This window comes from Halomonas faecis, assembly GCF_010993975.1.
GTDB lineage: Bacteria > Pseudomonadota > Gammaproteobacteria > Pseudomonadales > Halomonadaceae > Halomonas > Halomonas faecis.
Window position 1 is genome coordinate 1 of sequence record NZ_JAACZO010000058.1, and the last position, 26,337, is coordinate 26,337.

The following is a 26,337-nucleotide window of genomic DNA, read 5'->3' on the forward strand; positions in this document are numbered from 1 at the left end:
TTCGTGTTCGAGACTCTGCCGAGGCTTGGCGAAGATGACGACCTCGACACGCTGCTGCCGTGGCACTGGAAAGACACTCTACCGGGCTGACTCACATCGCAACAGGTGGGGTTACTGGATCGTTTACGGCTATTACGATATACATACGGAACGTTCAGCTCTAGCTCTAGTCTATCCGTGACGCCATAACGAGTACTGATATCAAAGGTAGTAGTATGGCTCTCCACGGTATCTATGCTAATATCGCCAAGAAATATTGCTTCAAAGACAAGAAAACCATCCAACAATAACTGGCTCCTGTCTGAGTAAGAATAGCTGATCCCCGGCTCGATGGTCAGACGGTCGGAGAACAGCGCATGCTCCTCGCGAAGCACGTCGCGAACGCTCTGGCTGGGCTGCGCTTCACGAACGACGCCGTCGTCATTCGATTGTGCCATAACAGCGCTAGAAACACCCATGGCGACTGGCAATAGCAGCCAAGAGGCAATTGGAATGGTGCAAGCGTGTACCTGGTTTTTCAACTTGTTGTCCAGCATCTTGAACTCCCCTGAACGTATGGGCTCTCTACGAGCATTTCGCCCTCCCCCCCAACGGACGAAAAGGCCAAATTTTGGGCTACGCCTAGCTAGACTAGCAGGCCCTAGCGTTGGCAACACGATCCAATAAAAAAGGCCGATCACGGTCGGCCCGAGAATGAAACTCACTGAAACTCTTAGCGCAAACGATCCAGTGCCCGAGTCGCATCGAGCATCTGCTTCATGTCCAGGCCATTACCATTCATCTGGCCGATCTTCACGCGCAGCCGGGTAACGTTCTGAATATTTTGGTGGTCGCTGCCCAGCTGTACGCTCTGGCGAAGACCGTACTTGGACAGAATCTCCTGCTTCACCTGGTCTCCACCCGGCATGGACATCGACATCCCCAGACCTGACGCATTCCGGGAAATATCGATCTTGCTTCCGCCGTCCGTGGTCAGTTGACTGACACCATTGCCGGTGGCGACGTTACGGTCCACATCGTGGCCGACATCGATCCAGAATTCATTGTTGGCACTGTTGAAATCCCCTCCTGCCTGAACCACCTGCACGATGCCCCGTGCATTGCCGCTGCCGGCATCGTTCACCGGCATCGAACCAGCGCCGGCAGCCTGCTGAGCGGCATAGGCTTGCTGGGTCGTCGCCGTGATATTGGTCGAGAACTGGGTGACCGGCCGCGCACCATCCAGATCGATACCCAGATCCGCCTGGGCATGCAGCGTTTCTCCGGCCGCCGTCATCCATTTCGTGGACATCTCGACGCCGAAGAAGAGTACCTCGCGGCTATTCACGAACTTGCCACGCACTCCCGCCAACTCTTCGTCCGGCAGCATTCGCGCATCATGATAGACCGGATCTTCGAAATCGGTAGCCTCCACCGCTGCAAGACCCATCGATGGTACCGTCATCGTCAGCGATGCCGAGGCAAGCGCGACGCTCAGCACACCAAGCCGTTGATGCCTTCCAGCAAAGCCTTTCATGATTGCACCCTCATGATTTTCGACTGCTATGGTTGTCAAAATACCTCGGCATGGCGAAAGCCGAAGTCGAGAAGTTGCTGCTTGGGTACCGGAGAGAAGACATCCGTCAGACGGCGCGCCGTCAGCGGCTGAGCCGGGTCCAGCAACACGGTATGCGTATCGAAGTTTTCGCCGATCACCGCGAAGATGATGTTGTTCCACGCCTCGACGAACTTCGAACGCTCCATGACCTTGTTGCCCAGTGCAGGATCGCCGATGTAGACCCTGTCACCCGAAACCTTCTTCAGCACCACGAAGTGCTGATAGCCGGCAAGATCCAGCAGCACGATGACGGGAATCGATACGGCATCCAGGGCATCCTGCTCGATCTCGTAGCCGCGGGCCCGCAGGCCGATCGAATCGACGTAGTTGCGCAAGTCGAGCAGAGAGAAGCCCATTCGCTCGGCCACTTCCTGATCGGCCACTTCGAACATCCCTTCGAGAACCTCCACCTCGGTGATATCCGACCGCCCGTACGCATACTTGAGAATGGTAGCCAGGGAAGCCGCACCGCAGGAAAAGTCCGTCTCCTGGGGAATGAGGTTCTCGAAGCGACGCTCGCGAATCGACTGCACCTCCTTGGTGACGGAGGTGCCGGGCACCACATTGCCCAGACGTATCGGTGCCGCCTCTGCAGGATTGGCTCCCACCAGAAAACTCACGGCCAGGCTCATCATTCCCAGCATTGAAACCGCCAAGGTCTTCATGCTTGCCTCCGCCACGGCTTGGAAATTCGAAAACCCGGCCCGCTAGGCGGGCCGGGACGAATCACCCGATGCCACTCACTGAGCGCGAGCGATGGACAGGGTGTTGCTCTGCATGTTGCCGTTGCCGGAAGCCACGTTGGCCCCGATGTTGCCGGTAGCGCCGGCCAGCGCACCGCCGGTCAGGTTGGCTTCGTTCTTGTTGTTCTGAACGAAGATAGTGAACGGCCCTACACTAGCCTCATAGAGGTCATTGTCGGCGAGGTTATCGTAGGACACCTGCACACCGCCGCTGGTGGCGTCGGCGGAGCTGTTGCTGCCCACGGCCAGTGCCAGGCCATTGCTCTGGCTGTTGCCGGCGCCGGCCGCCACGTTCACGCCGATATTGCCAGAAGCGCCTTGCAGCGAATTATCCAGCACTGCCTTGTTCTGGGTGCCATCGTTGTAGTAACGGTTGTCGGAAGACGACTGCACCGAGAAGGTCGCTGCCTTGGCAAAGACCATGGCGGCATCATTTTCATCATCGTTTCCACCCCAATCACCACCGCCAAAGAAACTGGCAGTCGACATATCATCATCGCCATTCGATGAACCGCTGTCGGTTCCCTTGGCAATGGAGGTATCGTTGGCCTGCTTGTTGAGATCCCCGGCTGCCACGTTGATACCAATATTGCCGCTGGCACCGTTGCCGGAATCGCCACCCACCACGGCATCGTTGTCATTCTTCTCAGCCTTGACGACGTTGTCATGGTCGAGCTGCTTGCGATCCACGGTGGCGGCCGCATAGTTGTCCGGATCCTTGATGCCGAACTCGTCCTCGATCTCGATCTTGGCTTCGAATTCGACCTCATGCTCGATCTCGACCTCGATTTCGTTCTCCCACTTGGAGTCGACGTAGCTATCGGTATCGAAGACGTTGTTGTCGGTGGCCATCGCATAGGAAGATGCGAACAGGGCAGCGATAGCCAGAGCGAGCGGGGCTTTTGCGAACGTTTTCATGATCTTTCTCCTGAATGAACCTGAGAGTTCTGCTCTTGATGTTGTAAGGCACGACTACCGCTATCTACGAGCACCGGATGTCATGCGGACACCGACATGGTTCCCGGTAGCGTTGCCCTTTCCTGCCGACTGATTCACCTGGATGACGCCGCGCGACCCGGCAAAGGCCGAATCCTCGATGGCGACTCGCCGTGACGACGTGCCGTCATCCGACTCCTCGGTCGACTCCTGCGTACGGGACAGCACCTGACTCAGCGACTCGCTGTTCAACGAACTGCCCCGAATGCCCAGAGCCACACTCAAGGTGTTGCTCTGCACATTCTCCTGTCCCGCGGCCTGGTTGACCGAAATCCAGCCAACCGACTGGCTCAGCGCCTGATCCTTGATCACGGCGGTGGCCTGCTCTGGCGCGAGACGATTGTTCGATGTCACCACCTGCACCACGATGTTGTTGGCCAAGGCGTTTTCGCCCATGGCAATGACACCGGAGTTGCTCTGCAGATTGGTATGACCGGCCGCCATGTTGACGTTGATGGCCCCCTGCACGCCCCTCAGGGAGTGGCCGTCGATGACGGAAGCAGCGCGGTAAGTGGTGAAGACTCGGTAGTAGCTATCATCGGAAAGGCTCTCCTGCCCCCAGGCTTCACCGATGGAACCCACCATGACGAGCGCCGACACTCCTGCAGCCAGCAAGGCGGAAGCCGCCCAGCGGCTTTGTTGCCAGCCGGCCAGACGTGGACAGGCAACCCTTGTGTGTTGCCCTGCGGGGCCGCTTTGCTGGCACTGTCCGGTTGTCATGCGGTCTTCGATCGTCATTGGATTCACCTGCGGCTGCTCGTCGTCACCGTCTGGCTTTGATGGTTGTCGTATCCCTTGGCCTGATGGCGGCTTCCGCCGCTGCCCCTGCTCTTGCCCACCGAACGGCTTTCATCCCACAAAATGACGCCGAGCCCTTCATCGATGGCGATAGCCTGACTCTGCGCATATCTCCCGCGGACTTCATCGAGGCGTTCATGGGAGAGCGCTTCACCGTCGAATGCCCGACTTGCCAGCGTGCCAAGTGCTTCAACTTCAGATCCTTGAGCCCAGGCAGCAGAAGACAGACTGGCGAGCCCGGCCCCCACCAACATGACCGCGATACACCGGCTGGCAGACAGCAACCTTCTATGGCGCTGAACGTCGATCTGTAACCTTTGCGTGACTCGCGATCTGGTTGGCATCACCGCGGCTCCATTTGTTTCAATATGTATATAGCAATAGCCGTGCCAACTATTTAAACCATTGATTATCTTATGTTTTATGAAGAATTGGAAACGAGACAAGTGTTAGCTTAATGTAACGTTGCTTCGCTTTCGTGACTCTCGATCCGCTTCGGGGGCCTACCCAAGGCCCACACGACAGCGCCGAAAGGCCCCTATCCAGTCACTGCAACGCTGATGAAACAACGCCGTACGAAACTTCTCGGTCAGCATCGACAAGCCATTGTTTCAATGGGAAAAATACACCTTTTCCAGACATGACCACCGCTACGTTTCCTTGCGGTAAGCCTCTAAAGTCAGCCGACTCGGTTATCATTAACTAGCTGATTTAGTGAACAAAACGAAACGACCCAATCGCAGGTTCATATCACTAGTAAAGCCTGGCATGAGTTTTCTAGCTCGCTAATTAGCCAACCCGATAGCACCGTATTAAGAGTTTATTTCGTACCATTTCTACAAAAAAACATAACTTTACAAAAATATGAACCGAGCCCTACCTTATAGGTCACCAGGGAAAAATCGATACGCTTCTGCACATGGCGTCAACCGACAAGGCAATAACAATCTGAATAAAAAATCATGCCTTGCATGTTGTACCGGGAGCCAGCCGATGGACGTGATACCGAACCTGTTACTGGTATACCGTTCCGATAGCCTAAAAATGGAAATCAAAAACAACTTGTCCGAATATCAGAACCATTTGAAAATTACCGATGACATGAATTCAGCCATCGACATGGCTCAACAATATTCATTTTCCGTTGCCATCTTGGATCTGGACCTGATCTATAAAAACAGCTCTTTATTCAATCAGTTACTCGAGCCTCTGCAAGAGACCCATTTAATTGCGATAATCGACGAAAAGCAGAAAAACAATCTCATGATAGGAAAGTTAATACAGGACCATTTCTTTACGTATTTCTCAAAACCATTACCCAACCGGGGCCTTCTGGAAGTCATCGAAGCTATACAATGGATGAGACGTTTCGACGGCAGGGATAACTTTGATCAAAGCATTGTCGTCAACGGGCGAAAACTGGAAAGTAATAACCCCCGAGTCAAGACTCTAATCAATGCCATCCAAAAAACCGCCAAAGTAGATGCTCCCGTTCTCATTCATGGTGAAACGGGTGCGGGGAAGGAGCTGGTTGCAAGGGCGATTCATCACTATTCGCGCCGGGCCAAGGGTCCCTTCATCACCGTCAACTGCGGTGCCATTCCCCGTGAACTGATGCAATCCGCTTTTTTCGGTTATGAAAAAGGGGCATTCACGGACGCCTACCAACGTCACATCGGTCATATCGAGTCAGCATCGAGTGGAACGCTTTTCCTAGACGAAATCGGTGATCTTCCGTTCGACATGCAGGTTTGTCTACTGCGGTTTCTCGAAAATCATCGTATCCAGCGCCTAGGTAGTCATGAGGATATCGAAGTCGATGTACGTATCGTATCGGCAACCCATGTGGACATGGGAAAAGCCATTTCCGAAGGCGAATTCCGTGAGGACCTATACTATCGGATCAATGTATTGAGTCTTTTCGTGCCCCCTCTTCGCGAGCGTCTCGAGGACATAGAAAGTCTCGCCCAGTCAATTCTCTTGACCCATAGCGATGACCGACCAGCCAATTTCCATGGCATCAGCGAAGCGGCCATGGCCTGCATGAAGCAATACCACTGGCCTGGTAATATCCGGGAGCTTTCCAATCGACTTCGCCGTGCCATGATCATGTGCCGCTCCGGATGGATCGAGCCCGAAGATTTGGCCCTACCACTCTTGGCTGAGTCACTACCGACGGTGCACATCGATAAAGTGCGGGAGCAGGCAGAAAAGCGAACCATTCAATCTGCGCTGGTTCGCTGCTATAACAATATTTCTTCCGCAGCCAAGGAATTGAACGTCTCCCGCGTCACGCTCTACCGGCTCATGGAAAAACACGGTATCGATCGTGACATTTCCCACTGGCACCGCGGGCGAGGCCCGCCCCCTCGTAGCCGCAAGAAAACCGAGCCCGACATAGGAGAGAACGACGAGACAAGCCATGACGATAACAGCACGGATCACTGAAACGACGCATACACCCAAGTCAATACCAAGGGATCAAGGCCATGAAACCGATAAAGTCACTCTACATCTTGGCTGCCGGCACCCTGTGCCTATCGCTGTCCAATAGTCTTCTCGCCCAAGCGACGAGCGATACGGCAAACGTTCCCGATAGCGGCTCGCCGGTCGGTCAGGCCCCTGTACGACAGGAAGCGCAGCCCGAAGTGCAGGCCATTTCCGATATCGGGGGCGTGCTAACGCCGCGCGGCAAGTTGGTTCTGGAGCCTTCGCTGCAGTACTCCCATGCCAGCGTGAACCGCTTGACTTTTCGTGGCATAGAGATACTCAGTACCCTGCTGATCGGCGTGTTCGAAGCCGAGGATGCCGACCGCGACACCTGGACCGCCGCCATGACCGGCCGCCTCGGCGTCACCGACCGGCTGGAGCTGGAGCTGAAGGTGCCTTACGTCTATCGTGACGACGCGTTGTTTGCCACGGTCGCTACCACGGAAGGGCAGCAGGAATTCGATATATCGCGTGACATCAGCAGTAATGGACTCGGTGATATCGAAGCTGCAATACACTATCAGCTGAATAGCGGGCAAAACGGCTGGCCCTACTTCGTGGGAAATCTGCGCTACAAATCGACGACTGGCGAGGGACCCTTCGACATTCGCCGCGACTCCGATGGCATCGAAAGAGAGCTCGCCACCGGCTCGGGTTTTCATTCCGTAGAGCCTAGCATCACCATGCTATTCCCGTCGGATCCTGCCGTCTACTTTGCCAATCTTGGCTATCTGTACAATATCAAGGATGACGTGAACAAGCAGATAACCGACGAAATCCGCATTGGTGAAGTCGACCCAGGGGATGCTATACGACTGAGTTTCGGAATGGCCTATGCCATCAATGAACGCTCTTCCTTCACATTGGGCTTCAAGAACGATTTCATCGACGATACCAAGACCGAGTTCATCGGAAGTAACGGAAACTCAACGACGCAAAGCTCCCGTTCATTGAACATTGCCTCTCTACTGCTGGGTTGGTCCTACCAGCTCAGCCCCAAGACGTCCGTCAACCTTGGCCTGGAACTGGGCATTTCCGATGATGCGCCGGATACCGTGCTGACACTGAGAGTGCCCTTTGGCGTCAATTGACGATCATGAACGAGAGCGCCCCGCATGGGTTGCCATGCGGGGCGGAAGCGCACGGAGTGACATTCAACGCAACAGCGAGTTGATGACACGAGTATGCGCACTCAGACTGCGCAGTGCTTCCATATTATTGATGGCGATATCGACATCGATCTGGTTGCTGATACTTCTGTCACTGGCATTGCTAACTACGCTACCGATGATGGCCTGATTGGTAATCTGATGCAATACTGCCGTGAAACCTTTCGCATCATTCAGTGCCATACCGGAGAAATTGCTCATACCCGGCAACGAGATGCCATCGGGACTCACATTGACCAAACTGTTCGTGGAGGGATTGATATCATGAGCATTGCCGGTCGGGTCGGTCAGTGTCTGTGAGATGACACGTGGCCCCGTATTGCGAAACTCGACCATGGTCTGCTGCATCACGTCATCGATCATCGACCGTACTCTGGCGCCAAAGGCGATATCGAGTCCATTGATCGAGAAGCCGCCTCTCAACTCGGCCATTTCCGCGGTATCGATGACTTCCAGAACCGGGCTTGCAAATCCATTGGAATCGTTTGGTTGCCCATACGCACGACTCTCCAATTCATCGAGGAAACCGGCTGCCTGCACCCCAGCGGCCATTCCCGGTCCCATGGTCATCATCAGCATGGTTCCTAGCAAACGCCGATAACCATTCATCACATGCCTCCTGGCAGTTCGCGATTTCATTTCCCCAGTTCATTGGGCCCCGGCATCAACAACATCGCCGTGCCGATGTCAGCACGCCGACGTCCCTGATCGATAGGAGAACTCGGGCGAATGGCCCAGTCTCGCTCATGGTTGAAGTTCTGCTTGGCAACGGCCATTTCCGCTCTGGCCCCGAGCACCGTTCCCTCCCAGAGGGTTTTGAAATGCTCCTTGGATACGACCACACTGCCTACTGCCGGATCACCGATCAGCACCCGATCCTCGTCCATTCCCTTGATGACAACGAAGTGCTTGTAACCGCCGGTATCGATCAAGGTGATGGAAGGTGCACCAATGCTGAGATAGTCATCCAGATCGACCTTGAACCCATCGGAATCGAGCCCCTGGCTATCGAGATAGTTCTTCATGTCGAGCATCGAGAATCCCTCGGTTTCGATCTGTTCTCGATCTCCGACGGATATCATGCTCTCGAATACCTCGGCTTCGGTCGTTTCGCGTCCGTAGTGATAGGTCAGCAGTGTCGCCACGGCCGCAGCGCCGCAACTGTAGTCGTACTGCTGCGGTACTACCTGGTCCCAACGCATTTCGTTGAGGCTGCGCGCCTGGACGGTGAAGGAGCCGAAAGCGCCGGCGACCGTAACGGGACCGGCCACGGCAGGTAAGGCAACCAGCGACCACGCAGTCACGACCAACGCAGTCTTTTTCATGGCCATTCTCCCGTTCAGGGATTCTGCACTGGCGCGTAGATGCTGATGGTGACGCCGGTATTCACGGCGTTTCCATTGCCCGTCAGCATGTTGAACTGGCCAATGCCCGAGAAGCGTTCCATCGCTCCCGCTTCGACACGAATGCCGCCGGTGACAATGGTTCCCGCGGTAAAAGAGGCATCGCTGACGGCCGCTTCCATGTTCTGAACGCTCTGTACCGACACGAGATCCCTGAAACCTTCACGACCGCGCAGTCGTTCCAATTCGCCGCCTTCCACTTCCTGAAGCGCTGCAAATCCCTCGCCGACGCTCGCAGGCACTCTCTCCTCGGCCAGGCTGATCCCCGAAAGGCTCAGGAAGCACACCAATCCAGTGGCCACTGCCGGATATCGCATCCAACCCATCTTCAGTGCACGGTTCATGACATCGACTCCCCAGAGTGACGTGACGACGACTCGGTATCGGCCGAAGGCGAGCTGGCGATCTACGCCGACCCGCCCCCGACTCGTCACCTCGATCGTCGATCAGTTACCGATATTCACGTTGCTGTGCGCGGCCACGTTGGTCGCTGCCAGCTGGGAGTTGTAGATACCGGTGGACAGGTTCATGTTGGCAATCCCGCCGAAGGTACCGGCACCGGCTGCCATGGTGGCCGCTCCAGTGGCCAGGGTGGCATTCCCTCCGGCACCACCATTGCCACCGTTGCCGCCATTGCCGGCCTGAGCGAGGGTGTCGCCGTTGGTGGCCGTACCGCCGCCGCCGCCGCCGCCGTTACCGGCGCCGCCATTGCCACCCGCTGCCGTGGCTGCACCGCCGTCGCCGCCTGCGCCGCCGGTGCCCGTGCCGGTACCCGTACCCGTGGAGGTCGCCGTGCCGGAGCCTGCACCGCCCGTACCACCGGACGAAGTCTGGTTGGAGGTGGCGGCGCCGCTGGTAGCAGCTCCGCTGCTGGCGGCATTGGTGTTGGCGTTGTTGTCGTCGTTCTTGAAGTCGTCGACCTTGGCGTAAGCCTTGCCACTGTCGGAGTAGCTGCCGGCATAACCGTCGTCGTTCTCGGAATCGGCATCGCCGCCGTCGCCCGCCCCTACGCTGTGGCCGAAGCCCATGCCCTTGCCGACGCCTTTGCCGCCGTCGTCACCGTCACCGGCCTTGGCATAACCCTTGCCGCCTTCACCACCGTCGCCTTCTCCACCGTTGCCGCCGATGCCAATAGAGACGGGAACGGCAGCTGCGTCACCACCTCGACCTCCATCGGCCCCTCTGGCACCGTCACCCGCTGAGATGTAGATCTTCGCACCAGAGACTTTGGACTTGAGATCCTGAAGGGCAATCACGCTGGTGGAAGTGTTATAGGATTCGCTCATGGCCCAGGCATCGCCGCCACTGCTCGTACCGCCACCACCGCCTGTGCCAGATGGGCCCGTGCTGCCATTCGCCCAACTGTTGCCGCCATAGGCTTTCGCGGTCGATTCGACCTTTTGCTTGACCTCATCAGCCACACCAGCGCTCGGGTTGGCATGGGCCGTGGAAATGGCCATCACCAATGCCAGGACGGACGTACCCGCTAGGACGTACTTGTTCATGGTCTTTCTCCGTTTCTTCATGCATGAATCGTTTTCCGTAGACGCCAGTCAGAGCGGACTCGACCCGGCCTGAAGACATCGACAACCGCCGCTTCATCGTTCCCGTCGATGGGATGATGGAGGAGTCGAGCGGCGCTGCCGTGCACTTCAGTTACTCTGGCTTACCGTCCATTTACACAAAGCACGATACATGCCACCCATTCGGAAACGGAGGGCAAACAATGAAAATCATAGGGTTGCCAAGCGCAGCCAGGTTAGAGGCAACGACTGAACCGACCGCAATCGCAGTGATTCCGGCCAGCCACCTTTCAGGAAGTTAACACTTCCCTTAGCAGGGTAATCGATTCTCCCGAGAGTGGGAGAGAAGACAAGCGGTTAGCGAGATTTCCCCCGGTTCCGCATTTGAAACAGGCCGGGGTATCCTCGTGACACGACCGCGCCTTTCCGATACACGGAAGACGCGGTCGTCCAGAAGGCGGGCGGTGAGATCGACGCCTTCAGGTTAGAGCGGCAAATGCCTTCTCCGAGGCATCCAGCGTCTTCTGGATGTCTTCCGGCAGGTGAGCGCTGGACATGAAGCCCGCTTCGAAGGCCGAGGGCGCCAGGTAGACGCCTTCGTCGAGCATCGCCGAGAAGAAACGGCGAAAAGCGTCGGCGTCGCAGGCGGTGGCCTGGGCGAAGTTCTCCACACGGCTCTGACCGGTGAAGAAGAGCCCGAACATGCCACCGGCACGCTGAGTGATCATGGCCACCCCGGCAGCATCGGCACGCTCCTGCAAGCCCTGACACAGGGTCTCCACACGCTGAGCCAGAGCGTCGTGGAAGCCGGGTTCGCGCAGCTTGGTTAGCAGGGCGATACCCGCTGCCATGGCCAGCGGATTGCCGGAGAGAGTGCCGGCCTGGTAGACGGGCCCCAGCGGCGAGATGCATTCCATGATCTCGCGCTTGCCGCCAAAGGCGCCCACCGGCATACCGCCACCCACGATCTTGCCTAGGCAGGTCAGATCGGGAAGCACCCCGTAGTGTGCCTGGGCCCCGCCCAGGGCGACGCGGAAGCCGGTCATCACCTCATCGAAGATCAGCACGCTACCGTGTTCGTTGCACACCCGCCGCAGCGTCTCGAGAAAGCCGGGCACTGGGGGGATGCAGTTCATGTTACCCGCAACCGGCTCGACGATGATGCAGGCGATCTCGCTGCCGATCTCCTCGAAGCAGGCTTCCACCGCATCGGCATCGTTGTAGGAGAGCGTTACCGTATGCTCGGCCAGAGAAGCCGGAATACCCGGCGAACTCGGCTCGCCATGGGTGAGCGCTCCGGAGCCCGCCTTGACCAGCAGCGAATCGGTATGGCCGTGGTAGTTGCCCTCGAACTTGACGATCTTGTCGCGTCCGGTATAGCCGCGTGCCAGACGGATGGCCGACATGGTCGCTTCGGTACCCGAATTGACCATGCGCACCATCTCGATGGTGGGGATCATCTCGCAGATGAGATCGGCCATTGTGGTCTCGATCGCCGTGGGCGTGCCAAAGGAGAGGCCGCTGTCGAGACGCTCACGCACCGCGCCCAGCACGTCGGGATCGGCATGGCCGGTGATCATCGGCCCCCAGGAGCCCACGTAGTCGACGTACCGCTTGCCTTCCACGTCGTACAAATAGGCGCCCTGGGCACGCTCCATGAAGAGCGGCGGACGATGCAGCCCCTTGAAGGCACGAACCGGCGAATTGACGCCACCGGGAATGTGCCGGCAGGCCTGTTCGAAGAGCTGTGCGGATGTGGTCATGGCAGCCTCATTGCAGTCACTGGTTGGAAATCGGTAATGGTGTCGCCCGAAACCGTCGGGCTGTGGATAAATTATTGGATAACTTCTGAACCCGTGGTGAAAATCTCGTGAACTCCACGCTCGATGGCGTTCCGTTCCCGATTTTCGACAACGGCCTCGACCATTCTGGTCATACTGGCAGCGCCTGGCCAGACCCCAGCCCGGCAAGCCCTCATCCGCTTGTCGCCGATCAAGGGAACCGGTGGAATACGTCTTCGGGCTCGATCCGCTGCGGCAGCCACTGTGCTGCTCCTGGCTGCCAACCTCGCGACAGGGCATGCCAGGCATGCGATTGAGCCCGTTCGCAGGCCACCGTCAATGCATCCCCTGCTGCCAGACGCGCTGCCAGAGCGGCTGCCAGGGTGCAGCCCGAGCCATGGTAGCGATGCGGTAAGCGCAGCCAACGCCAGCGTCGCTCGCCTTCGCCCGTGAACAATACCTGCTCGACGATATCCGGGGCCGTCTCGGCAGCAGGCGTATCGGTACCGGTTACCAGCACCCCCCGGCAGCCCTTGTCCATCAGCGCCGCCGCTCTTTCGCTATCGTCTTTCCCCTGTCCAGCCAGGTGCATCAGCTCGAGCCGGTTGGGCGTCAAGATATCCACATGCGGCAGCAAGTGATCGCGGCACGCTGCGATCAAACCGTCTGTGGATAACGTGGTTCCCCCCCCGGCTTTCAGCACTGGATCGAACACCACGGGCACGCCTGGAAAACGCTGGATCACATCGACCACCGCCTCGAGCGTGTCGCGGCTCGCCAGCAGACCCACCTTGATGGCTGCGATGGCAAATTCGTCCAGATCCGCCACCATCTCGCCGATCAAGGCGGCCTCGACGGGCACCACGCGATGCACATCGCGGCAGCTCTGCACCGTCAGCGCGGTGGGCACCGTCACGGCCCAGCCGCCGCAGGCAGCCACCGCCTCGCGGTCGGCAATCAACCCCGCTCCGCCGGTGGGATCGTGCCCGGCCAATACCAGTACCACGGGCGGCGTTTGGGAACATGGCATGTCATGCGCCTCAGAACGGCTTGAGCACGGCGAGGAACAGGATAGCCAGCAAGACGAGCACCGGCAGCTCGTTGAACACCCGGAAGAAGACATGTGAACGGGTACAACGCGACTCGGCGAACTGGCGAAGGAATCGCCGACACAGGTGGTGGTAGCCGATCAGCACCACCACCAGCAATAGCTTGACGTGCAGCCAACCCTGGCTCAGCCAGGCCGGCGACAGGAACAGCAGCGCGACGCCCAGAACCACCACCGCGATCATCGAGGGCGTCATGATCCCGCGATAGAGTTTGCGCTCCATCACCGTGAAGTAGTCGATGGCCTGGGTCTCTCCCTTGTCACGCGCCATGGCGTGATAGACGTAGAGGCGTGGCAGATAGAACAGCGCGGCGAACCAGGTCACCACCGCAGCCAGGTGCAACGCCTTGATCCACAAGTACATGGAGACTCCTCGTCGAAAACGATCCATTAATTAGTGCACGATATTTTATTCGGCCAGAAAAAAGCTCCCTATTCACTGGCTCGCAAATCATTCAACCGGTAATGACGCTCGATGGCGCCGCGAGTGATGATACCCGAAATCCGCTTCTGCCTCGGTCGATGCCCATGCTCGACGTAGAGTGCATCCACCGCCTGGTCGTTGAGACGCTCGAACGCCTCGGAGAGCGTTGCCTGCAGATGGATGGGAGCCATTTCCAAGCGCTGCCCGGGTATTTCCAGCAGATCGATCAACTCGCTCTGGGCATCGGCGGCTTCGTGCGTTGCCTCCCCCATCATCGCTCGCGCCAGGTCGGCCGCCTTGAGCGCCAGCGTCGGCTTGTCGTCGGATGAGCGCATGATCAGTATCCACACCGGCCCCCGCTCGAGCAGCGCCCGGGCTTGATCGCGGGTCACCATGCGCGGGGTACGTACGAAATTGCGCTCCATGACCGCCGGCACGGAGACGCGCGACAAGGCCTGCATCAGCGGCTGCTGCAACGGATGCAGACCATGCCGGGTCACGCTGATGAAAAAGCCATCGCAGCGACACAACTGCCGTGCCGTCAGCCCGGCCACCACGACGGCCAACATGCCCGGCATGATGATGGACGGGTTGTGCGTGAGTTCGAGCAGCGCCATCAGCGCGGCCAGCGGTGCTTGCAGCACCGCTCCCATCATCGCCGCCATTCCCAACATGGCATAGAGCGCCGGATCGGACGCCTCCATGGGCAGCAACGCCTGGCCAGCCAGGCCGCACAGGGCGCCGGCCGCCCCACCGATCACCAGGATCGGGCCGATGATGCTCACCGGAATGCCGCACGCCACGGTGCCGGCAGTCAGCAGCAGCTTGCCGATGGCCACGGCCAGCAGCACGTCGACGGTCACCGAACCGCTCAGTGTGGCCTGCAGGGTGTCGTAGCCCATCCCTTGAACCTGGGGATACCACCAGGCAACGGCTGCCACGACACCACCGGCCAGGGCAAAACGCAGCGCCATGGGCACCGACTCGAAGCGCCGGCCCAACCGCGAGACACGCACGAACAAACCGGCCAGCAGGCCGATCGCCAACGCACTCACCAAAATCCACGGCAAATCGAGCAACGAGCGAAGGTGCAGGTCGGGAACCCCGATCGCCGGATCCGGACCATAGACCAGCTGCGCCACCACCGCTCCCATACTGGAGGCCAGGATCACCGGCATGAAGCCCACGATGGTGTACTCCATCATCACCACTTCCATGGCGAAGATGACCCCAGCGATGGGGGTGTTGAACGAGGCCGAAATGCCGGCAGCCGTGCCGCAGGCCACCAGCACGCGCAAGCTGTTGTGAGGCAGGCGCAGGCGCTGACCAAGCCCGCTGGCCGCTGCAGCACCGAGATGGATCGCCGGACCTTCGCGCCCCGCCGATAGGCCGCCGAGCACCGACACCAGCCCCACCCACCACTGGGTGAACCAGTTACGGATGGGAAAGCGTCCCTGTTGATAGGTCAGTCGATCGATCACGTGCAGCACACCGATCTGGCGGCCGGCAGGCGGTATTCGCCACATCCATATGCCGATGAGCAGCACGGCAAGCAACGGCAGCATGGAACGCAACAGCGGCGAGAGCGCTTCGAAGGCCTCGGGATCGTTGCCGGGAAACAGCAGCCAGCCACCCAGAGCCAGCAGGCTCCGGAACACCACCATCAAGGCGCCGGTGACCAGGCCCGATACCACGCCGAGCACGCACAGCTGCGGCAAGGCATCGACGTTGGCGAGCTGGCGACGAAAGCGTTCCAGACTCTGGCTGGCACTGAAGCGCGGTGAACGCGACACGGCAGTTTTCCCGTACGATCCGTGGCAGGGGACAGGGCTATCGCAGTTAGCCAGTTAAATACGGCGACTGCCCTATGGCAGGGGACGGCTGGGTAGTCTCCCTGCCACTTGTGTATCATATTCCTACGCAACGATCCCAGCGCATGGCTACGGGCCCTCGGCAATCCCCGGTTACCACGCATGGGGCCCCGCTTCCCAGGCCAACCAACGAGGAGTGCAACGTGATCAAGGTCGGAATCGTCGGCGGCACCGGTTACACCGGCGTCGAGCTGCTCAGGCTGCTGGCCCAACATCCCGAAGTCGAGATCGAGGCGATCACCTCGCGCTCCGAAACGGGCATTGGCGTCAGCGAACTCTACCCCAACCTGCGCGGCCACTACGACGACCTGGCGTTCAGCGCACCCGACCCGGATCGACTGGGCAAGTGCGACGCGGTGTTCTTCGCCACCCCACACGGCGTGGCCCACGCCCTGGCCGGCGAGTTGCTCGAACGCGGCACGCGGGTGATCGACCTTTCCGCGGATTTTCGTCTGCGCGACGCCGACGAGTGGGCACACTGGTATGGCCAGCCACACGGCGCACCCGCGCTGCTCGAGCAAGCGGTTTACGGCCTTCCCGAAGTCAATCGCGAGCGCATCCGCCAGGCCAGGCTGATCGCCGTGCCCGGCTGCTACCCCACGGCCGTGCAGCTCGGCCTGATGCCACTGCTGGAAAGCGGGCTCATCGACGCCGACCGCATCATCGCCGACTGCAAGTCCGGAGTGACCGGCGCTGGGCGTGGTGCCAAGGTTCCCTCACTGCTCGCCGAGGCGAGCGAATCGATGAAAGCCTACGGCGCTTCGGGGCATCGCCATCTACCGGAAATCCGCCAGGGGTTGAGTGACGCTGCCGATGGCCAGGTTGGACTCACCTTCGTGCCCCACCTCACGCCGATGATCCGCGGCATCCATGCCACCCTCTACGGCCGGCTGACCACCGAACCGGGCGATCTGCAAGCATTGTTCGAGTCACGCTTCGCAGACGAACCCTTCGTCGATGTGATGCCGTCGGGCAGCCACCCCGAGACGCGCAGCGTCAAGGGGGCCAACCTGTGCCGAATCGCCGTGCATCGCCCCGGCGATGGCGATACCGTGGTGGTACTGGCGGTGATCGACAACCTGGTCAAGGGTGCCTCGGGCCAGGCGATTCACAACCTCAACCTGATGTTCGGCTGCGACGAGACGGCCGGGCTCGCCGCGCCGGCACTGATGCCCTGACCCTTGATAGTTGACCCTGCCGCTCGGGATTGCGGATAATTCACTGTTAGCCATTCATTCCGGCGCAGAGGAGTTCGCCCATGAGCGGCGCTGAATCATTCGTGCCCACGCCCTTGATGCTCTCCGATGCCGCCCGTGCACGACTGCGGACGCTGATCGAGGAAGAGGGCAACCCCGCACTGAAGCTGCGCGTCTACGTAACCGGCGGCGGTTGCTCGGGTTTCCAGTACGGCTTCGACTTCGCTGACGAGGTCGGCGAGGACGACGCCGTCATCGAATTCGGTGACGTGGCCATGGTCGTCGACGCCCTATCCTACCAGTATCTCGTCGGCTCCACCGTGGACTTCGAAGAGGGCCTGGCGGGAACCCGTTTTCTGGTCCAGAACCCCAACGCCACCACCACCTGCGGCTGCGGCGCCTCCTTCATGGTATGACGGCCTGCGTTGGCCGCGCGCTGGTAGGCCGGCAGCCCGCCGACTTGACGCTTCCCCGGGAACTCGCCATGGTTTATGGCGTCATTCACAACAATGTCTTCCACGGGGAATACCATGCAACATCACCTGAAATCAGCCGCCCTCGCCTCCAGCGTCGCCATCGCCGTGGGCCTGTCTAGCCTAGCCAGCGCCGACGATCACGTGCTCGAAGTGGTCACCGACCCTAGCTTCGTACCGTTCGAGATGATGGACCAGGACACCGGCGAGATGGTCGGTTTCGACATGGACATCCTGGCCGAAATCGCCGAACGCGCCGGCTTCGAATACAACCTACAGACGATGGACTTCAACGGCATCATCCCCGCCGTGCAGACCGGTAACGTCGACATCGCCATCGCCGGCATCACCATCACCGAAGAGCGCGAGGAGATCGTCGACTTCTCCGACCCCTACTACGACAGCGGCCTCAAGATCCTGATCCGTGCCAACAACGACGATGTCGAGGAGCTCGAGGATCTCAAGGGACTGAAAATCGGTACCAAGGTCGGTTCCACCAGCTACGACTTCCTCGAAGCGAACCTCGGCGATGACGCCGACATCACTCCCTATCCGGGGTCCAGCGACATGTACATGGCGCTGCTCGGCGGCAGCGTCGACGCCGTCTTCTACGATGCGCCCAACGTCGGCTACTTTTCCCAGACCCGCGGCGAAGGCCGCGTGAAAGTCGTCGGCCCGCTCTATGAAGGTCAGCAGTACGGCATTGCCCTCGCCGATGGCAGCGAGTGGGTCGAACCCGTCAACGAGGCACTGGCCGAAATGAAGGAAGACGGCACCTACGACGAGATCCACGCCGAGTGGTTCGGTAGCAGCGACGAATAACGCCTCTGCCGCCTGATCGCGGGGTCGGGTCCAAGGACCCGACCCCGTTGCGTTGAAAACCCACGCAACCGATACCCGCCATTCCACGACGCCTCTTGACGGGAGAACCCTTGTGGACGTCACCTTTCAATTCGACTGGCAGGCCGCCTTCGCCTCAATCCCTCACCTGCTGCCAGGCATTCCCTACACCCTGCTGATTTCCTTCGGTGGCCTGGCCATCGGCTTTCTGATCGGCATCATTTTCGGGCTGCTGCGCATCAGCACTATCGTCTGGCTGCGCGTACCCGCCGTTGCCTACATCGAAGTCTTCCGCGGCACGCCGGTGCTGGTGCAGGTCCTGTTCATATTCTATGGCCTGCCGCAACTGCTCGGCGGCCCCATCAACGCCCTGGTGGCCGGCATTGCCGCCATCGCGGTGAACTCCGGCGCCTACATCTCGGAAATCGTCCGCGGTGGCGTGCAGTCCATCGAACGCGGCCAGCGCGAGGCCGGGCTGTCGCTGGGCCTGTCGCGCCGCCAGACCTTCCGCTACATCATCTGGCCCCAGGCCTTCCGGCGCATGATTCCGCCGCTCGGCAACCAGGGCATCATCAGCATCAAGGACACGTCGCTGTTCTCGGTCATCGGGGTGGGTGAGCTGGTTCGCCAGGGCCAGGTCTACATCGCCACGACCTTCACTGCCCTGGAAGTCTATCTGATGGTCGCCCTACTCTACCTGGCGATCACCCTGAGCCTATCGTTTGCGCTGCGCCAGCTGGAGCGCAAGGGCCTGGTCGGACAATAAGGAACGCGCGACATGAATCACGACAAGTCTCCGTCCACTGCCGCTCCCATGGTGAAGCTGGAGAAGGTGAACAAGCACTTCGGAAGCCTGCACGTGCTCAAGGACATCGATCTCGAGGTCACTGCGGGGGAAGTCGTGGTCGTCATCGGTGCCAGCGGCTCCGGAAAATCGACCCTGATACGCTGCATCAACGGCCTCGAGGAGTTCCAGCAGGGACACATTCAGGTCGACGGCAACGACCTGGTTCCCCACGGCAAGGCCTCCAAGGCGCTACAGAAGATCCGCACCGAGGTGGGCATGGTCTTCCAGCAGTTCAACCTCTTTCCCCACCTCAGCGTGCTGGACAACGTTACCCTGGCCCCCATGAAAGTGCGTGGCTGGACCCGCAAGGACGCGACGGAAACGGCCGAACGTCTCCTCGAACGCGTCGATATCGCCGACCAGTCAGGCAAGTATCCCAACCAGCTATCCGGCGGACAACAGCAGCGCGTCGCTCTGGCGCGAGCGCTGGCCATGGAGCCCCGCTTGATGCTGTTCGACGAACCCACCTCGGCGCTCGACCCCGAGATGATCGGCGAGGTACTGGATGCCATGCGCGAATTGGCCCGCGAAGGCATGACCATGATGATCGTCACCCACGAAATGGGCTTCGCCCGCGAGGTCGCCGATCGCGTCATCTATATCCATCAGGGGGCAATCGCCGAGGAAGGTCCACCGGAGCAGATCTTCGATTCACCGGAGAACGAACCGACCCGCAACTTCCTCGCGCGCGTACTCAAGCACTGATCGGCATCGCTTTCCGCGAACCGCAAGAGGCCCTGTCGGCATCGACAGGGCCTTTTTCCTGTCTGTGGATAAGATTTTTCGCCCTATGGCCATCAACCCCGTCATGGCGGGACCCGATCCGCTTCCATCGAATTGTTCACAGCCACGGTGACAACCGCGGTACCCATCGGTGGAAAACGCTTTGATGCGTCAGGCTGTGGACGACTGACGGTTTCATCCACAGCGTCCACACCGTTCGCACCCAGGGCGTCAGCCGTCTTTCCGCCCTTTTGTCAACAATGTAGTAGTCTGTTTAAAAAGGAAAATGTATAGTTATCCACAGGAAATGTCCACACCAATAATTACAACCATAACAGAACTTCTCTTTATTTCTTATATATTGTTATTGATAGAGACTGATCCTTGCCGACGACTGGCTAGGTGGTGTGGAAAACCCCTGACGATTACCCACAGGCAAGTTATACTGGCGGGCTGATTTCTCCCTGATTCCAGGACAGGCGCAACGGCGCCAGCGAGGTGCACCTTGGATTATCCCGACCGCTTCGACGTCATCGTCATCGGCGGCGGCCATGCGGGAACCGAAGCCGCCCTGGCCGCTGCCCGCACGGGCTGTCGGACCCTGCTGCTGACCCACAACATCGAGACGCTGGGACAGATGTCCTGTAACCCCGCCATCGGCGGTATTGGCAAGAGTCATCTGGTCAAGGAAATCGATGCGCTGGGTGGGGCCATGGCCCTGGCCACGGATCGGGGCGGAATCCAGTTTCGCGTGCTCAATGCCCGCAAGGGGCCAGCCGTGCGTGCCACCCGTGCCCAGGCCGATCGCATCCGCTACAAGGCCGCCATTCGCGGCCTGCTGGAAAACCAACCCAACCTGACGCTCTTCCAGCAGGCTGCCGGAGATCTAGTGGTGGAGAACGACACCGTTCGCGGCGTGGTCACCGAGACCGGCATTCGCTTCCATGCCGAAACGGTAGTGCTGTGCACCGGCACCTTTCTCGGCGGTGTCATGCACATCGGTCTCGACAACAGCCGCGGCGGTCGCGCCGGTGACCCACCGTCGAATCGGCTGGCCGAACGGCTACGTGCCCTGCCCTTCCGCGTGGATCGCCTCAAGACCGGCACACCGCCGCGGCTCGACGCCAAGAGCGTGGATTTCTCGACCCTCGAAGAGCAGCCCGGCGACTCGCCCACTCCGGTGATGTCTTATCTGGGCCATCGCGACATGCATCCGCGCCAGGTCAGCTGCCACATCGCCCACACCAATGCGCGCACCCATGAGCTCATCCTCGCCAACCTCGAGCGCTCACCGATGTACTCCGGAGTGATCGAAGGCGTGGGACCGCGTTACTGCCCCTCCATCGAGGACAAGGTGCACCGTTTCGCCGACAAGGCGAGCCATCAGGTGTTCATCGAGCCCGAAGGTCTCGATACCCACGAGCTTTACCCCAACGGCATTTCCACTTCACTGCCCTTCGACGTGCAGCTCCAGGTGGTACGCTCGATCCAGGGCCTGGAGAATGCCCATATCACCCGGCCCGGCTATGCCATCGAATACGATTTCTTCGATCCGCGCGACCTGAAGCATTCGCTGGAGACGAAATTCGTCCACAACCTGTTCTTCGCCGGGCAGATCAACGGCACCACCGGCTACGAAGAAGCCGCAGCCCAGGGGCTACTGGCCGGCCTCAATGCCGCCCGGCGCGCCCGGGAACTCGAGGCCTGGTGGCCGCGTCGCGACGAGGCCTATCTGGGCGTGCTGGTCGACGACCTGATCACCATGGGCACCCGTGAGCCCTACCGCATGTTCACCTCGCGGGCCGAGTATCGGCTGCTGCTGCGCGAGGACAACGCCGACCTGCGTCTCACCGAGACCGGCCGAGCGCTGGGCCTGATCGACGACTCCCGCTGGGCCACGTTCAATGACAAGCGCGAAGCGATCGAGCGCGAGCATGCCCGGCTCGGGGCCACCTGGGTGCAGCCCGGCACGCCCGCAGCCGACAGCGTGGCGGCCAAGACCGGTAAGCCGCTCGCCCGTGAGTACAGCCTGCTCGACCTGCTCAAGCGGCCCGAGCTCGGCTACGCCGACGTGGCAACGCTTGCCGGCGAGCCGGTGAGCGATCCCGCCGTCGCCGAACAAGTGCAGATCCAGACCAAGTATCAGGGTTACATCGATCGCCAGCAGGATGAGATCGACAAGCTCAAGCGCCACGAAGCCACCGCGCTGCCCCGCGATCTCGATTACGAGCAGGTCGACGGCCTCTCCCACGAGATTCGTCAGAAGCTCGGCGAAGCGCGTCCCGAGACGTTGGCCCAGGCTGCGCGGATTGCCGGCGTCACGCCGGCCGCCGTTTCCATCCTGCTGATTCATCTGAAGAAGCGGCGGCTTCTCGACGACAGTCGAGTGGTCAACGGATGAGCGGGCCTCTCTCCGCAACCGGCCGCCGGCGTCTCGACGAAGGCCTTGCTCAGCTCGATATCGCCGTCGATAGCCGACAGCACGAACGGCTGCTTGCCCTGGTCGGCTTGTTGCACAAGTGGAATCGCGCCTATAACCTCACCGCGATACGCTCACCTGATGAGATGGTGGCCAGGCATCTGCTCGACAGCGCTGCCGTCGCGACCTACGTCACAGACGAACCGTTGCTCGACGTGGGTGCCGGTCCCGGCTTGCCGGGCTTGGTTCTGGCCATTCTGGCCCCGCAGCGGTCGGTGACCCTGCTCGACAGCAATGGCAAGAAAGTGCGTTTTCAGCGGCAGGCCGTGATGGAGCTGGGACTCGACAACGTAACGCCGGTGCAGACGCGGGTCGAAGCGTTCGAGCCTGACGAGGCACGTTATCCACAGGTGATCTCCCGGGCCTTTGCCAGCCTGAGCGACTTCATCCGGTTGACGGCCCCGCTGGTCGCTCCGGGGGGGCGCTGGCTCGCCATGAAGGGGCCGGCAGCCGATGACGAACTGGCCGAACTGCCTGATGGGGTGGCGTTGCGAGATCGCCGAACGCTGTCGGTACCGTTCACCGAGGCAGGCCGCCAGCTGTTGATCGTCGAGCGAATCGACAACCCCGGCCGCCGGTGAGCGCGCCGCCAGACGCAAGGATGTCGCCCGTGACTCGAATCATTGCGCTAACCAACCAGAAAGGGGGCGTGGGCAAGACCACCACGGCCGTCAACCTGGCCGCGAGTCTTGCCGCCCTGGATCGCCGCGTGCTGCTCGTCGACCTCGACCCCCAGGGCCATGCCACCATGGGCAGCGGGATCGACAAGCATGCGCTCGAGGCCAGCGTGCTCGATCTGCTGCTGTCGGAGACGCGTGCCACCGAGGTGATTCTCGACTGTCCGGCTGCCGGCTATGCGCTGATGCCGGGAAACGGTGATCTCACCGCGGCCGAGGTCGAACTGCTCGATCGCTCCGAGGGGCGCGAGCGCTGCCTGGGCGAGGCATTGAATCCGGTGGCCAGCGAATATGACGTCGTGCTGATCGACTGTCCGCCATCGCTCAACATGCTCACCGTCAATGCCCTGACTGCCGCCGACGGCGTGCTGATCCCGCTACAGTGCGAGTTCTACGCACTGGAAGGGCTTTCGGCATTGCTGGATACCGTCGAGCAAATCAAGGACAGTGTGAATCCGGCGCTGGCCATCGACGGCATCCTGCGTACCATGTTCGATTCGCGTAACAGCCTGACGAGGGACGTGAGCAAACAGCTTCGTGACTATTTCGGCGATGCGTTGCTCAAGACCACCATTCCACGCAACGTACGGGTCGCCGAAGCGCCCAGCCATGGTCTGCCGGTCACCCGATACGCGCGCTTTTCGCGCGGCAGCCAGGCCCATCGGGTGCTGGCCAAAGAACTGATCCGTCGCCTGTCGCTGTAACCGCTGTGATGAGGGAAAGTCGATGACGCGCAAACAACGCGGTCTGGGCCGTGGCCTGGATGCCCTGATCGGCGCCGGTGCTCGCCGCCGCGAGAGTCTTGATCTGCCCGATGGCGATCCGGATAGCGTCGACATGGCCACGTCGGCACCCGTAGCCGAGCCGACTGCCGAGGAGCGCTTGGAGCGTTTGCCGCTGGGTCAACTGACCCGCGGTCGCTATCAGCCGCGCCGCGACATCCAGCCCGAGGCGCTGGAGGAACTGGCCGACTCGATTCGCGCACAGGGGGTCATGCAGCCGATCGTGGTGCGTCCGGTCGGCGAGGCGCGCTACGAGATCGTCGCTGGCGAGCGCCGCTGGCGTGCCGCCCAGCTCGCCGAACTCGATACCATCCCGGCGGTGATTCGTGAGGTCAGCGACGAAGTCGCGCTGGCGCTGGCGCTGATCGAGAACATCCAGCGCGAGAACCTCAATCCCGTCGAAGAATCCATGGCGCTGAAGCGGCTGCTGGATGAGTTCGAGCTCACCCAGCAGCAGGTGGCCGATGCGGTGGGCAAGTCGCGTGCCCAGGTGGCCAATCTGCTGCGCCTGCTGTCGCTCGACCCGGAGGTGCTCACGCTACTCGAGCGCGGCGATCTCGACATGGGGCATGCCCGTGCGCTGCTGTCGCTTTCCGGTGCCAAGCAGCGCCAGGCGGCCCACGAAGTGGTCAACCGGGATCTCACCGTTCGCGATACCGAAGCGCTGGTCAAGCGTTTGCTCAACGGCGAGCCCAAGCGGGCCGAATCCCCGGCACCGAGTCCTGACGTGGCGCGTCTCGAGACGCGCCTCGGCGAACTGCTCGGTGCCCCGGTGAAGATCCAGCACGGCCGCAGTGGCAAGGGCCGCGTGACGATCCGCTATTCGAGTCTCGACGAGTTGGACGGCATTCTCGAGCACATTCGCTGAGAGGTAAGGGCTATCTTTCGGCTTGTCGCCAGCGTCCTCATCATGTTCGACTGCCATCGGCCTTGCTGAAACGGGCGGGTTGTTTTTAGCACGCTAATCGATTTTCCCGTCATGAACTCGCCATTTGGTCGTAAGCTTGCGTGATATCGTGGCAAAACGCTGCCGCTCAGGTTGAAGGTGCCAAGGGGCTTCCCTATAATCCGCCGTTGTTTGCCTGAGGGGCACGAGTAGCGTATCGGCCCTGCGCTTCCGCCCAGGCGCGCGACATCGTCGACAGGATGTGCATGCCTAGAACAGCTGTCATGAAGCGCCGGCGACTGGATACCACTCGCTTGCTGCTGGCCCAGTGCATCAGCACGCTATTGGTGACGGGGCTGGGTGGCTTGCTGGCCGCGCGGTCGGGTGCCGCTTCTGCATTGCTCGGCGGGCTCACGTGCCTGATCCCTTCACTGTATTTCGCGTGGCGTGTCGGATCGGTGGGCGGTGGCAGGCAGGCAGGACGCTTCGTCGCGAATGTCTATCGGGCCGAAGCGGGAAAGTTCGGTTTGACGGTGGCACTGTTCGCAGTGGTGTTTGTAGCCGTGCCCCCCTCAAACCCGATTTTCTTTTTTGTCGCATATGTGGCGGTACTCTTCACGCACTGGCTGGCTCCCTGGCTGGTGCGCGGCGGACCGGCTCCCTGAATCGAGGTAACCACGGTATGGCAGCAGGCAGCGAAAACACGGCAGCGTATTACATCCAGCACCACCTTCAGAATCTCACCTTCGGTTACCATCCCGAGAATGGCTGGTCGCTGGCCCACTCCGCCGTGGAGGCCCGCGAGATGGGGTTCTGGGCGCTCCACCTCGACACCATGGGCTGGTCCGTCGCCATGGGCGCGCTGTTCATCTGGCTGTTCCGCAAGGCCGGGCGGCTGGCCACCACCGGGGTTCCCGGCGGCCTGCAGAACGCCATCGAGATGGTCGTCGAGTTCATCGAGAACCTGCTGCGCTCCACCTTCCACGGCAAGAACCCCATCATCGCGCCGTTGGCGCTGACGCTGTTCGTGTGGATCCTGTTCATGAACACGCTCAAGATCATCCCGGTGGATTACTTCCCGCAGCTGTTTTCCCGCCTCGGCGTCGAGTACATGAAGATCGTGCCCACCACCGATCCCAATGCCACGCTGGGCATGGCGCTGGGCGTCTTCTGTCTGATCATCTACTACAGCATCAAGGTCAAGGGAGCCGGTGGCTTCGCCAAGGAGCTCTCGCTGACGCCGTTCAACCACTGGGCGCTGATTCCCTTCAACCTGGTGCTGGAAATCATCGGTCTGCTGGTCAAGCCGCTGGGCCTCGGCCTGCGTCTTTTCGGCAACATGTTCGCCGGTGAGGTGATCTTCATCCTGATCGCCCTGCTGCCGTTCTGGGCCATCTGGCTGCTGGACGTACCGTGGGCGATCTTCCACATTCTGGTGGTGACGCTGCAGGCCTTCATCTTCACGGTGCTGTCCATCGTGTACCTGAGCGCCGCTCACGAGCATCACTGAATCGAGCAACGCTTACCATCC

At 60.4% G+C, this 26,337-nt stretch carries 26 protein-coding genes and 1 pseudogene; 13 read left to right on the plus strand and 14 right to left on the minus strand.

Annotated features, from left to right (window positions below; all coding sequences use genetic code 11):
- The 6 genes and pseudogenes from GFD32_RS19860 to GFD32_RS18015 all read right to left on the minus strand — a co-directional run.
- A pseudogene (locus tag GFD32_RS19860) lies at window positions 1–536 on the minus strand (hypothetical protein); the annotation flags it as partial.
- 176 nt (window positions 537–712) lie between these two features.
- Window positions 713–1,516: a hypothetical protein gene (locus GFD32_RS17995; RefSeq protein WP_163577958.1), complete on the minus strand. Its 804-nt coding sequence runs from the start codon at window positions 1,514–1,516 to the stop codon at window positions 713–715.
- Window positions 1,517–1,551: 35 nt separating this feature from the next.
- Complete coding sequence (locus tag GFD32_RS18000) at window positions 1,552–2,262, minus strand: C39 family peptidase (protein WP_163577959.1); 711 nt, start codon at window positions 2,260–2,262, stop codon at window positions 1,552–1,554.
- A gap of 75 nt (window positions 2,263–2,337) precedes the next feature.
- Window positions 2,338–3,258, minus strand: a complete 921-nt coding sequence (locus GFD32_RS18005) for a hypothetical protein (RefSeq protein WP_163577960.1) — start codon at window positions 3,256–3,258, stop codon at window positions 2,338–2,340.
- 60 nt (window positions 3,259–3,318) lie between these two features.
- Window positions 3,319–4,074 carry a hypothetical protein gene (locus tag GFD32_RS18010; protein ID WP_163577961.1) on the minus strand — a complete coding sequence of 252 codons (756 nt, stop codon included), beginning with the start codon at window positions 4,072–4,074 and terminating at the stop codon, window positions 3,319–3,321.
- 5 nt (window positions 4,075–4,079) lie between these two features.
- A complete protein-coding gene (locus tag GFD32_RS18015; protein ID WP_163577962.1) occupies window positions 4,080–4,580 on the minus strand; it encodes a hypothetical protein in 501 nt (166 codons plus the stop codon).
- Window positions 4,581–5,127: 547 nt separating this feature from the next.
- On the opposite strand from GFD32_RS18015, the gene GFD32_RS18020 reads away from it, so the two are divergent.
- Together GFD32_RS18020 and GFD32_RS18025 are read left to right on the plus strand one after the other, a co-directional pair.
- Window positions 5,128–6,582: a sigma-54 dependent transcriptional regulator gene (locus tag GFD32_RS18020; RefSeq protein WP_163577963.1), complete on the plus strand. Its 1,455-nt coding sequence runs from the start codon at window positions 5,128–5,130 to the stop codon at window positions 6,580–6,582.
- 41 nt (window positions 6,583–6,623) lie between these two features.
- On the plus strand, window positions 6,624–7,715 hold the full coding sequence (locus GFD32_RS18025; RefSeq protein ID WP_163577964.1) for a transporter: 1,092 nt from the start codon (window positions 6,624–6,626) through the stop codon (window positions 7,713–7,715).
- A 63-nt stretch (window positions 7,716–7,778) separates the two neighbouring features.
- Here the strand turns inward: GFD32_RS18025 and GFD32_RS18030 are convergent, their stop codons facing one another.
- The 8 genes from GFD32_RS18030 to GFD32_RS18065 all read right to left on the minus strand — a co-directional run bounded on the left by GFD32_RS18030 (window position 7,779) and on the right by GFD32_RS18065 (window position 15,825).
- Window positions 7,779–8,402, minus strand: a complete 624-nt coding sequence (locus GFD32_RS18030; protein ID WP_163577965.1) for a hypothetical protein — start codon at window positions 8,400–8,402, stop codon at window positions 7,779–7,781.
- Window positions 8,403–8,428: 26 nt separating this feature from the next.
- Window positions 8,429–9,118, minus strand: coding sequence for a C39 family peptidase (locus tag GFD32_RS18035; protein WP_240455701.1), 690 nt, complete (start codon window positions 9,116–9,118; stop codon window positions 8,429–8,431).
- Window positions 9,119–9,132: 14 nt separating this feature from the next.
- The gene (locus tag GFD32_RS18040; protein ID WP_163577967.1) at window positions 9,133–9,540 is read right to left on the minus strand and encodes a hypothetical protein; all 408 of its coding nucleotides are present in this window, start codon (window positions 9,538–9,540) and stop codon (window positions 9,133–9,135) included.
- Between the two features lie 102 nt (window positions 9,541–9,642).
- Window positions 9,643–10,701: a hypothetical protein gene (locus tag GFD32_RS18045; protein WP_163577968.1), complete on the minus strand. Its 1,059-nt coding sequence runs from the start codon at window positions 10,699–10,701 to the stop codon at window positions 9,643–9,645.
- A gap of 497 nt (window positions 10,702–11,198) precedes the next feature.
- Window positions 11,199–12,482 carry a glutamate-1-semialdehyde 2,1-aminomutase gene (gene hemL / locus GFD32_RS18050; protein WP_163577969.1) on the minus strand — a complete coding sequence of 428 codons (1,284 nt, stop codon included), beginning with the start codon at window positions 12,480–12,482 and terminating at the stop codon, window positions 11,199–11,201.
- Between the two features lie 229 nt (window positions 12,483–12,711).
- The gene (gene thiD, locus GFD32_RS18055) at window positions 12,712–13,530 is read right to left on the minus strand and encodes a bifunctional hydroxymethylpyrimidine kinase/phosphomethylpyrimidine kinase (RefSeq protein ID WP_163577970.1); all 819 of its coding nucleotides are present in this window, start codon (window positions 13,528–13,530) and stop codon (window positions 12,712–12,714) included.
- Between the two features lie 10 nt (window positions 13,531–13,540).
- The gene (gene hemJ / locus GFD32_RS18060; protein WP_163577971.1) at window positions 13,541–13,972 is read right to left on the minus strand and encodes a protoporphyrinogen oxidase HemJ; all 432 of its coding nucleotides are present in this window, start codon (window positions 13,970–13,972) and stop codon (window positions 13,541–13,543) included.
- A gap of 68 nt (window positions 13,973–14,040) precedes the next feature.
- Window positions 14,041–15,825 carry a chloride channel protein gene (locus GFD32_RS18065; RefSeq protein WP_163577972.1) on the minus strand — a complete coding sequence of 595 codons (1,785 nt, stop codon included), beginning with the start codon at window positions 15,823–15,825 and terminating at the stop codon, window positions 14,041–14,043.
- Window positions 15,826–16,046: 221 nt separating this feature from the next.
- On the opposite strand from GFD32_RS18065, the gene argC reads away from it, so the two are divergent.
- The 11 genes from argC (at window position 16,047) to atpB (ending at window position 26,316) form a co-directional block, all read left to right on the plus strand.
- Window positions 16,047–17,081, plus strand: a complete 1,035-nt coding sequence (gene argC / locus GFD32_RS18070; protein WP_163577973.1) for an N-acetyl-gamma-glutamyl-phosphate reductase — start codon at window positions 16,047–16,049, stop codon at window positions 17,079–17,081.
- Window positions 17,082–17,161: 80 nt separating this feature from the next.
- On the plus strand, window positions 17,162–17,515 hold the full coding sequence (erpA, locus tag GFD32_RS18075) for an iron-sulfur cluster insertion protein ErpA (protein WP_163577974.1): 354 nt from the start codon (window positions 17,162–17,164) through the stop codon (window positions 17,513–17,515).
- Between the two features lie 114 nt (window positions 17,516–17,629).
- On the plus strand, window positions 17,630–18,394 hold the full coding sequence (locus GFD32_RS18080) for a transporter substrate-binding domain-containing protein (RefSeq protein ID WP_163577975.1): 765 nt from the start codon (window positions 17,630–17,632) through the stop codon (window positions 18,392–18,394).
- 112 nt (window positions 18,395–18,506) lie between these two features.
- Complete coding sequence (locus GFD32_RS18085) at window positions 18,507–19,178, plus strand: amino acid ABC transporter permease (protein WP_163577976.1); 672 nt, start codon at window positions 18,507–18,509, stop codon at window positions 19,176–19,178.
- Between the two features lie 12 nt (window positions 19,179–19,190).
- A complete protein-coding gene (locus tag GFD32_RS18090) occupies window positions 19,191–19,964 on the plus strand; it encodes an amino acid ABC transporter ATP-binding protein (RefSeq protein WP_276208820.1) in 774 nt (257 codons plus the stop codon).
- A 523-nt stretch (window positions 19,965–20,487) separates the two neighbouring features.
- A complete protein-coding gene (mnmG, locus tag GFD32_RS18095) occupies window positions 20,488–22,383 on the plus strand; it encodes a tRNA uridine-5-carboxymethylaminomethyl(34) synthesis enzyme MnmG (RefSeq protein ID WP_163577977.1) in 1,896 nt (631 codons plus the stop codon).
- On the plus strand, window positions 22,380–23,042 hold the full coding sequence (gene rsmG / locus GFD32_RS18100) for a 16S rRNA (guanine(527)-N(7))-methyltransferase RsmG (protein WP_163577978.1): 663 nt from the start codon (window positions 22,380–22,382) through the stop codon (window positions 23,040–23,042). The genes mnmG and rsmG overlap by 4 nt, the downstream gene beginning before the upstream one ends.
- A 29-nt stretch (window positions 23,043–23,071) precedes the next feature.
- Window positions 23,072–23,842, plus strand: a complete 771-nt coding sequence (locus GFD32_RS18105) for a ParA family protein (protein WP_163577979.1) — start codon at window positions 23,072–23,074, stop codon at window positions 23,840–23,842.
- A gap of 22 nt (window positions 23,843–23,864) precedes the next feature.
- A complete protein-coding gene (locus GFD32_RS18110) occupies window positions 23,865–24,788 on the plus strand; it encodes a ParB/RepB/Spo0J family partition protein (RefSeq protein ID WP_163577980.1) in 924 nt (307 codons plus the stop codon).
- 332 nt (window positions 24,789–25,120) lie between these two features.
- On the plus strand, window positions 25,121–25,471 hold the full coding sequence (locus GFD32_RS18115; protein ID WP_240455702.1) for an ATP synthase subunit I: 351 nt from the start codon (window positions 25,121–25,123) through the stop codon (window positions 25,469–25,471).
- 17 nt (window positions 25,472–25,488) lie between these two features.
- Complete coding sequence (atpB, locus tag GFD32_RS18120; RefSeq protein WP_163577982.1) at window positions 25,489–26,316, plus strand: F0F1 ATP synthase subunit A; 828 nt, start codon at window positions 25,489–25,491, stop codon at window positions 26,314–26,316.
- Window positions 26,317–26,337 lie beyond the last annotated feature (21 nt).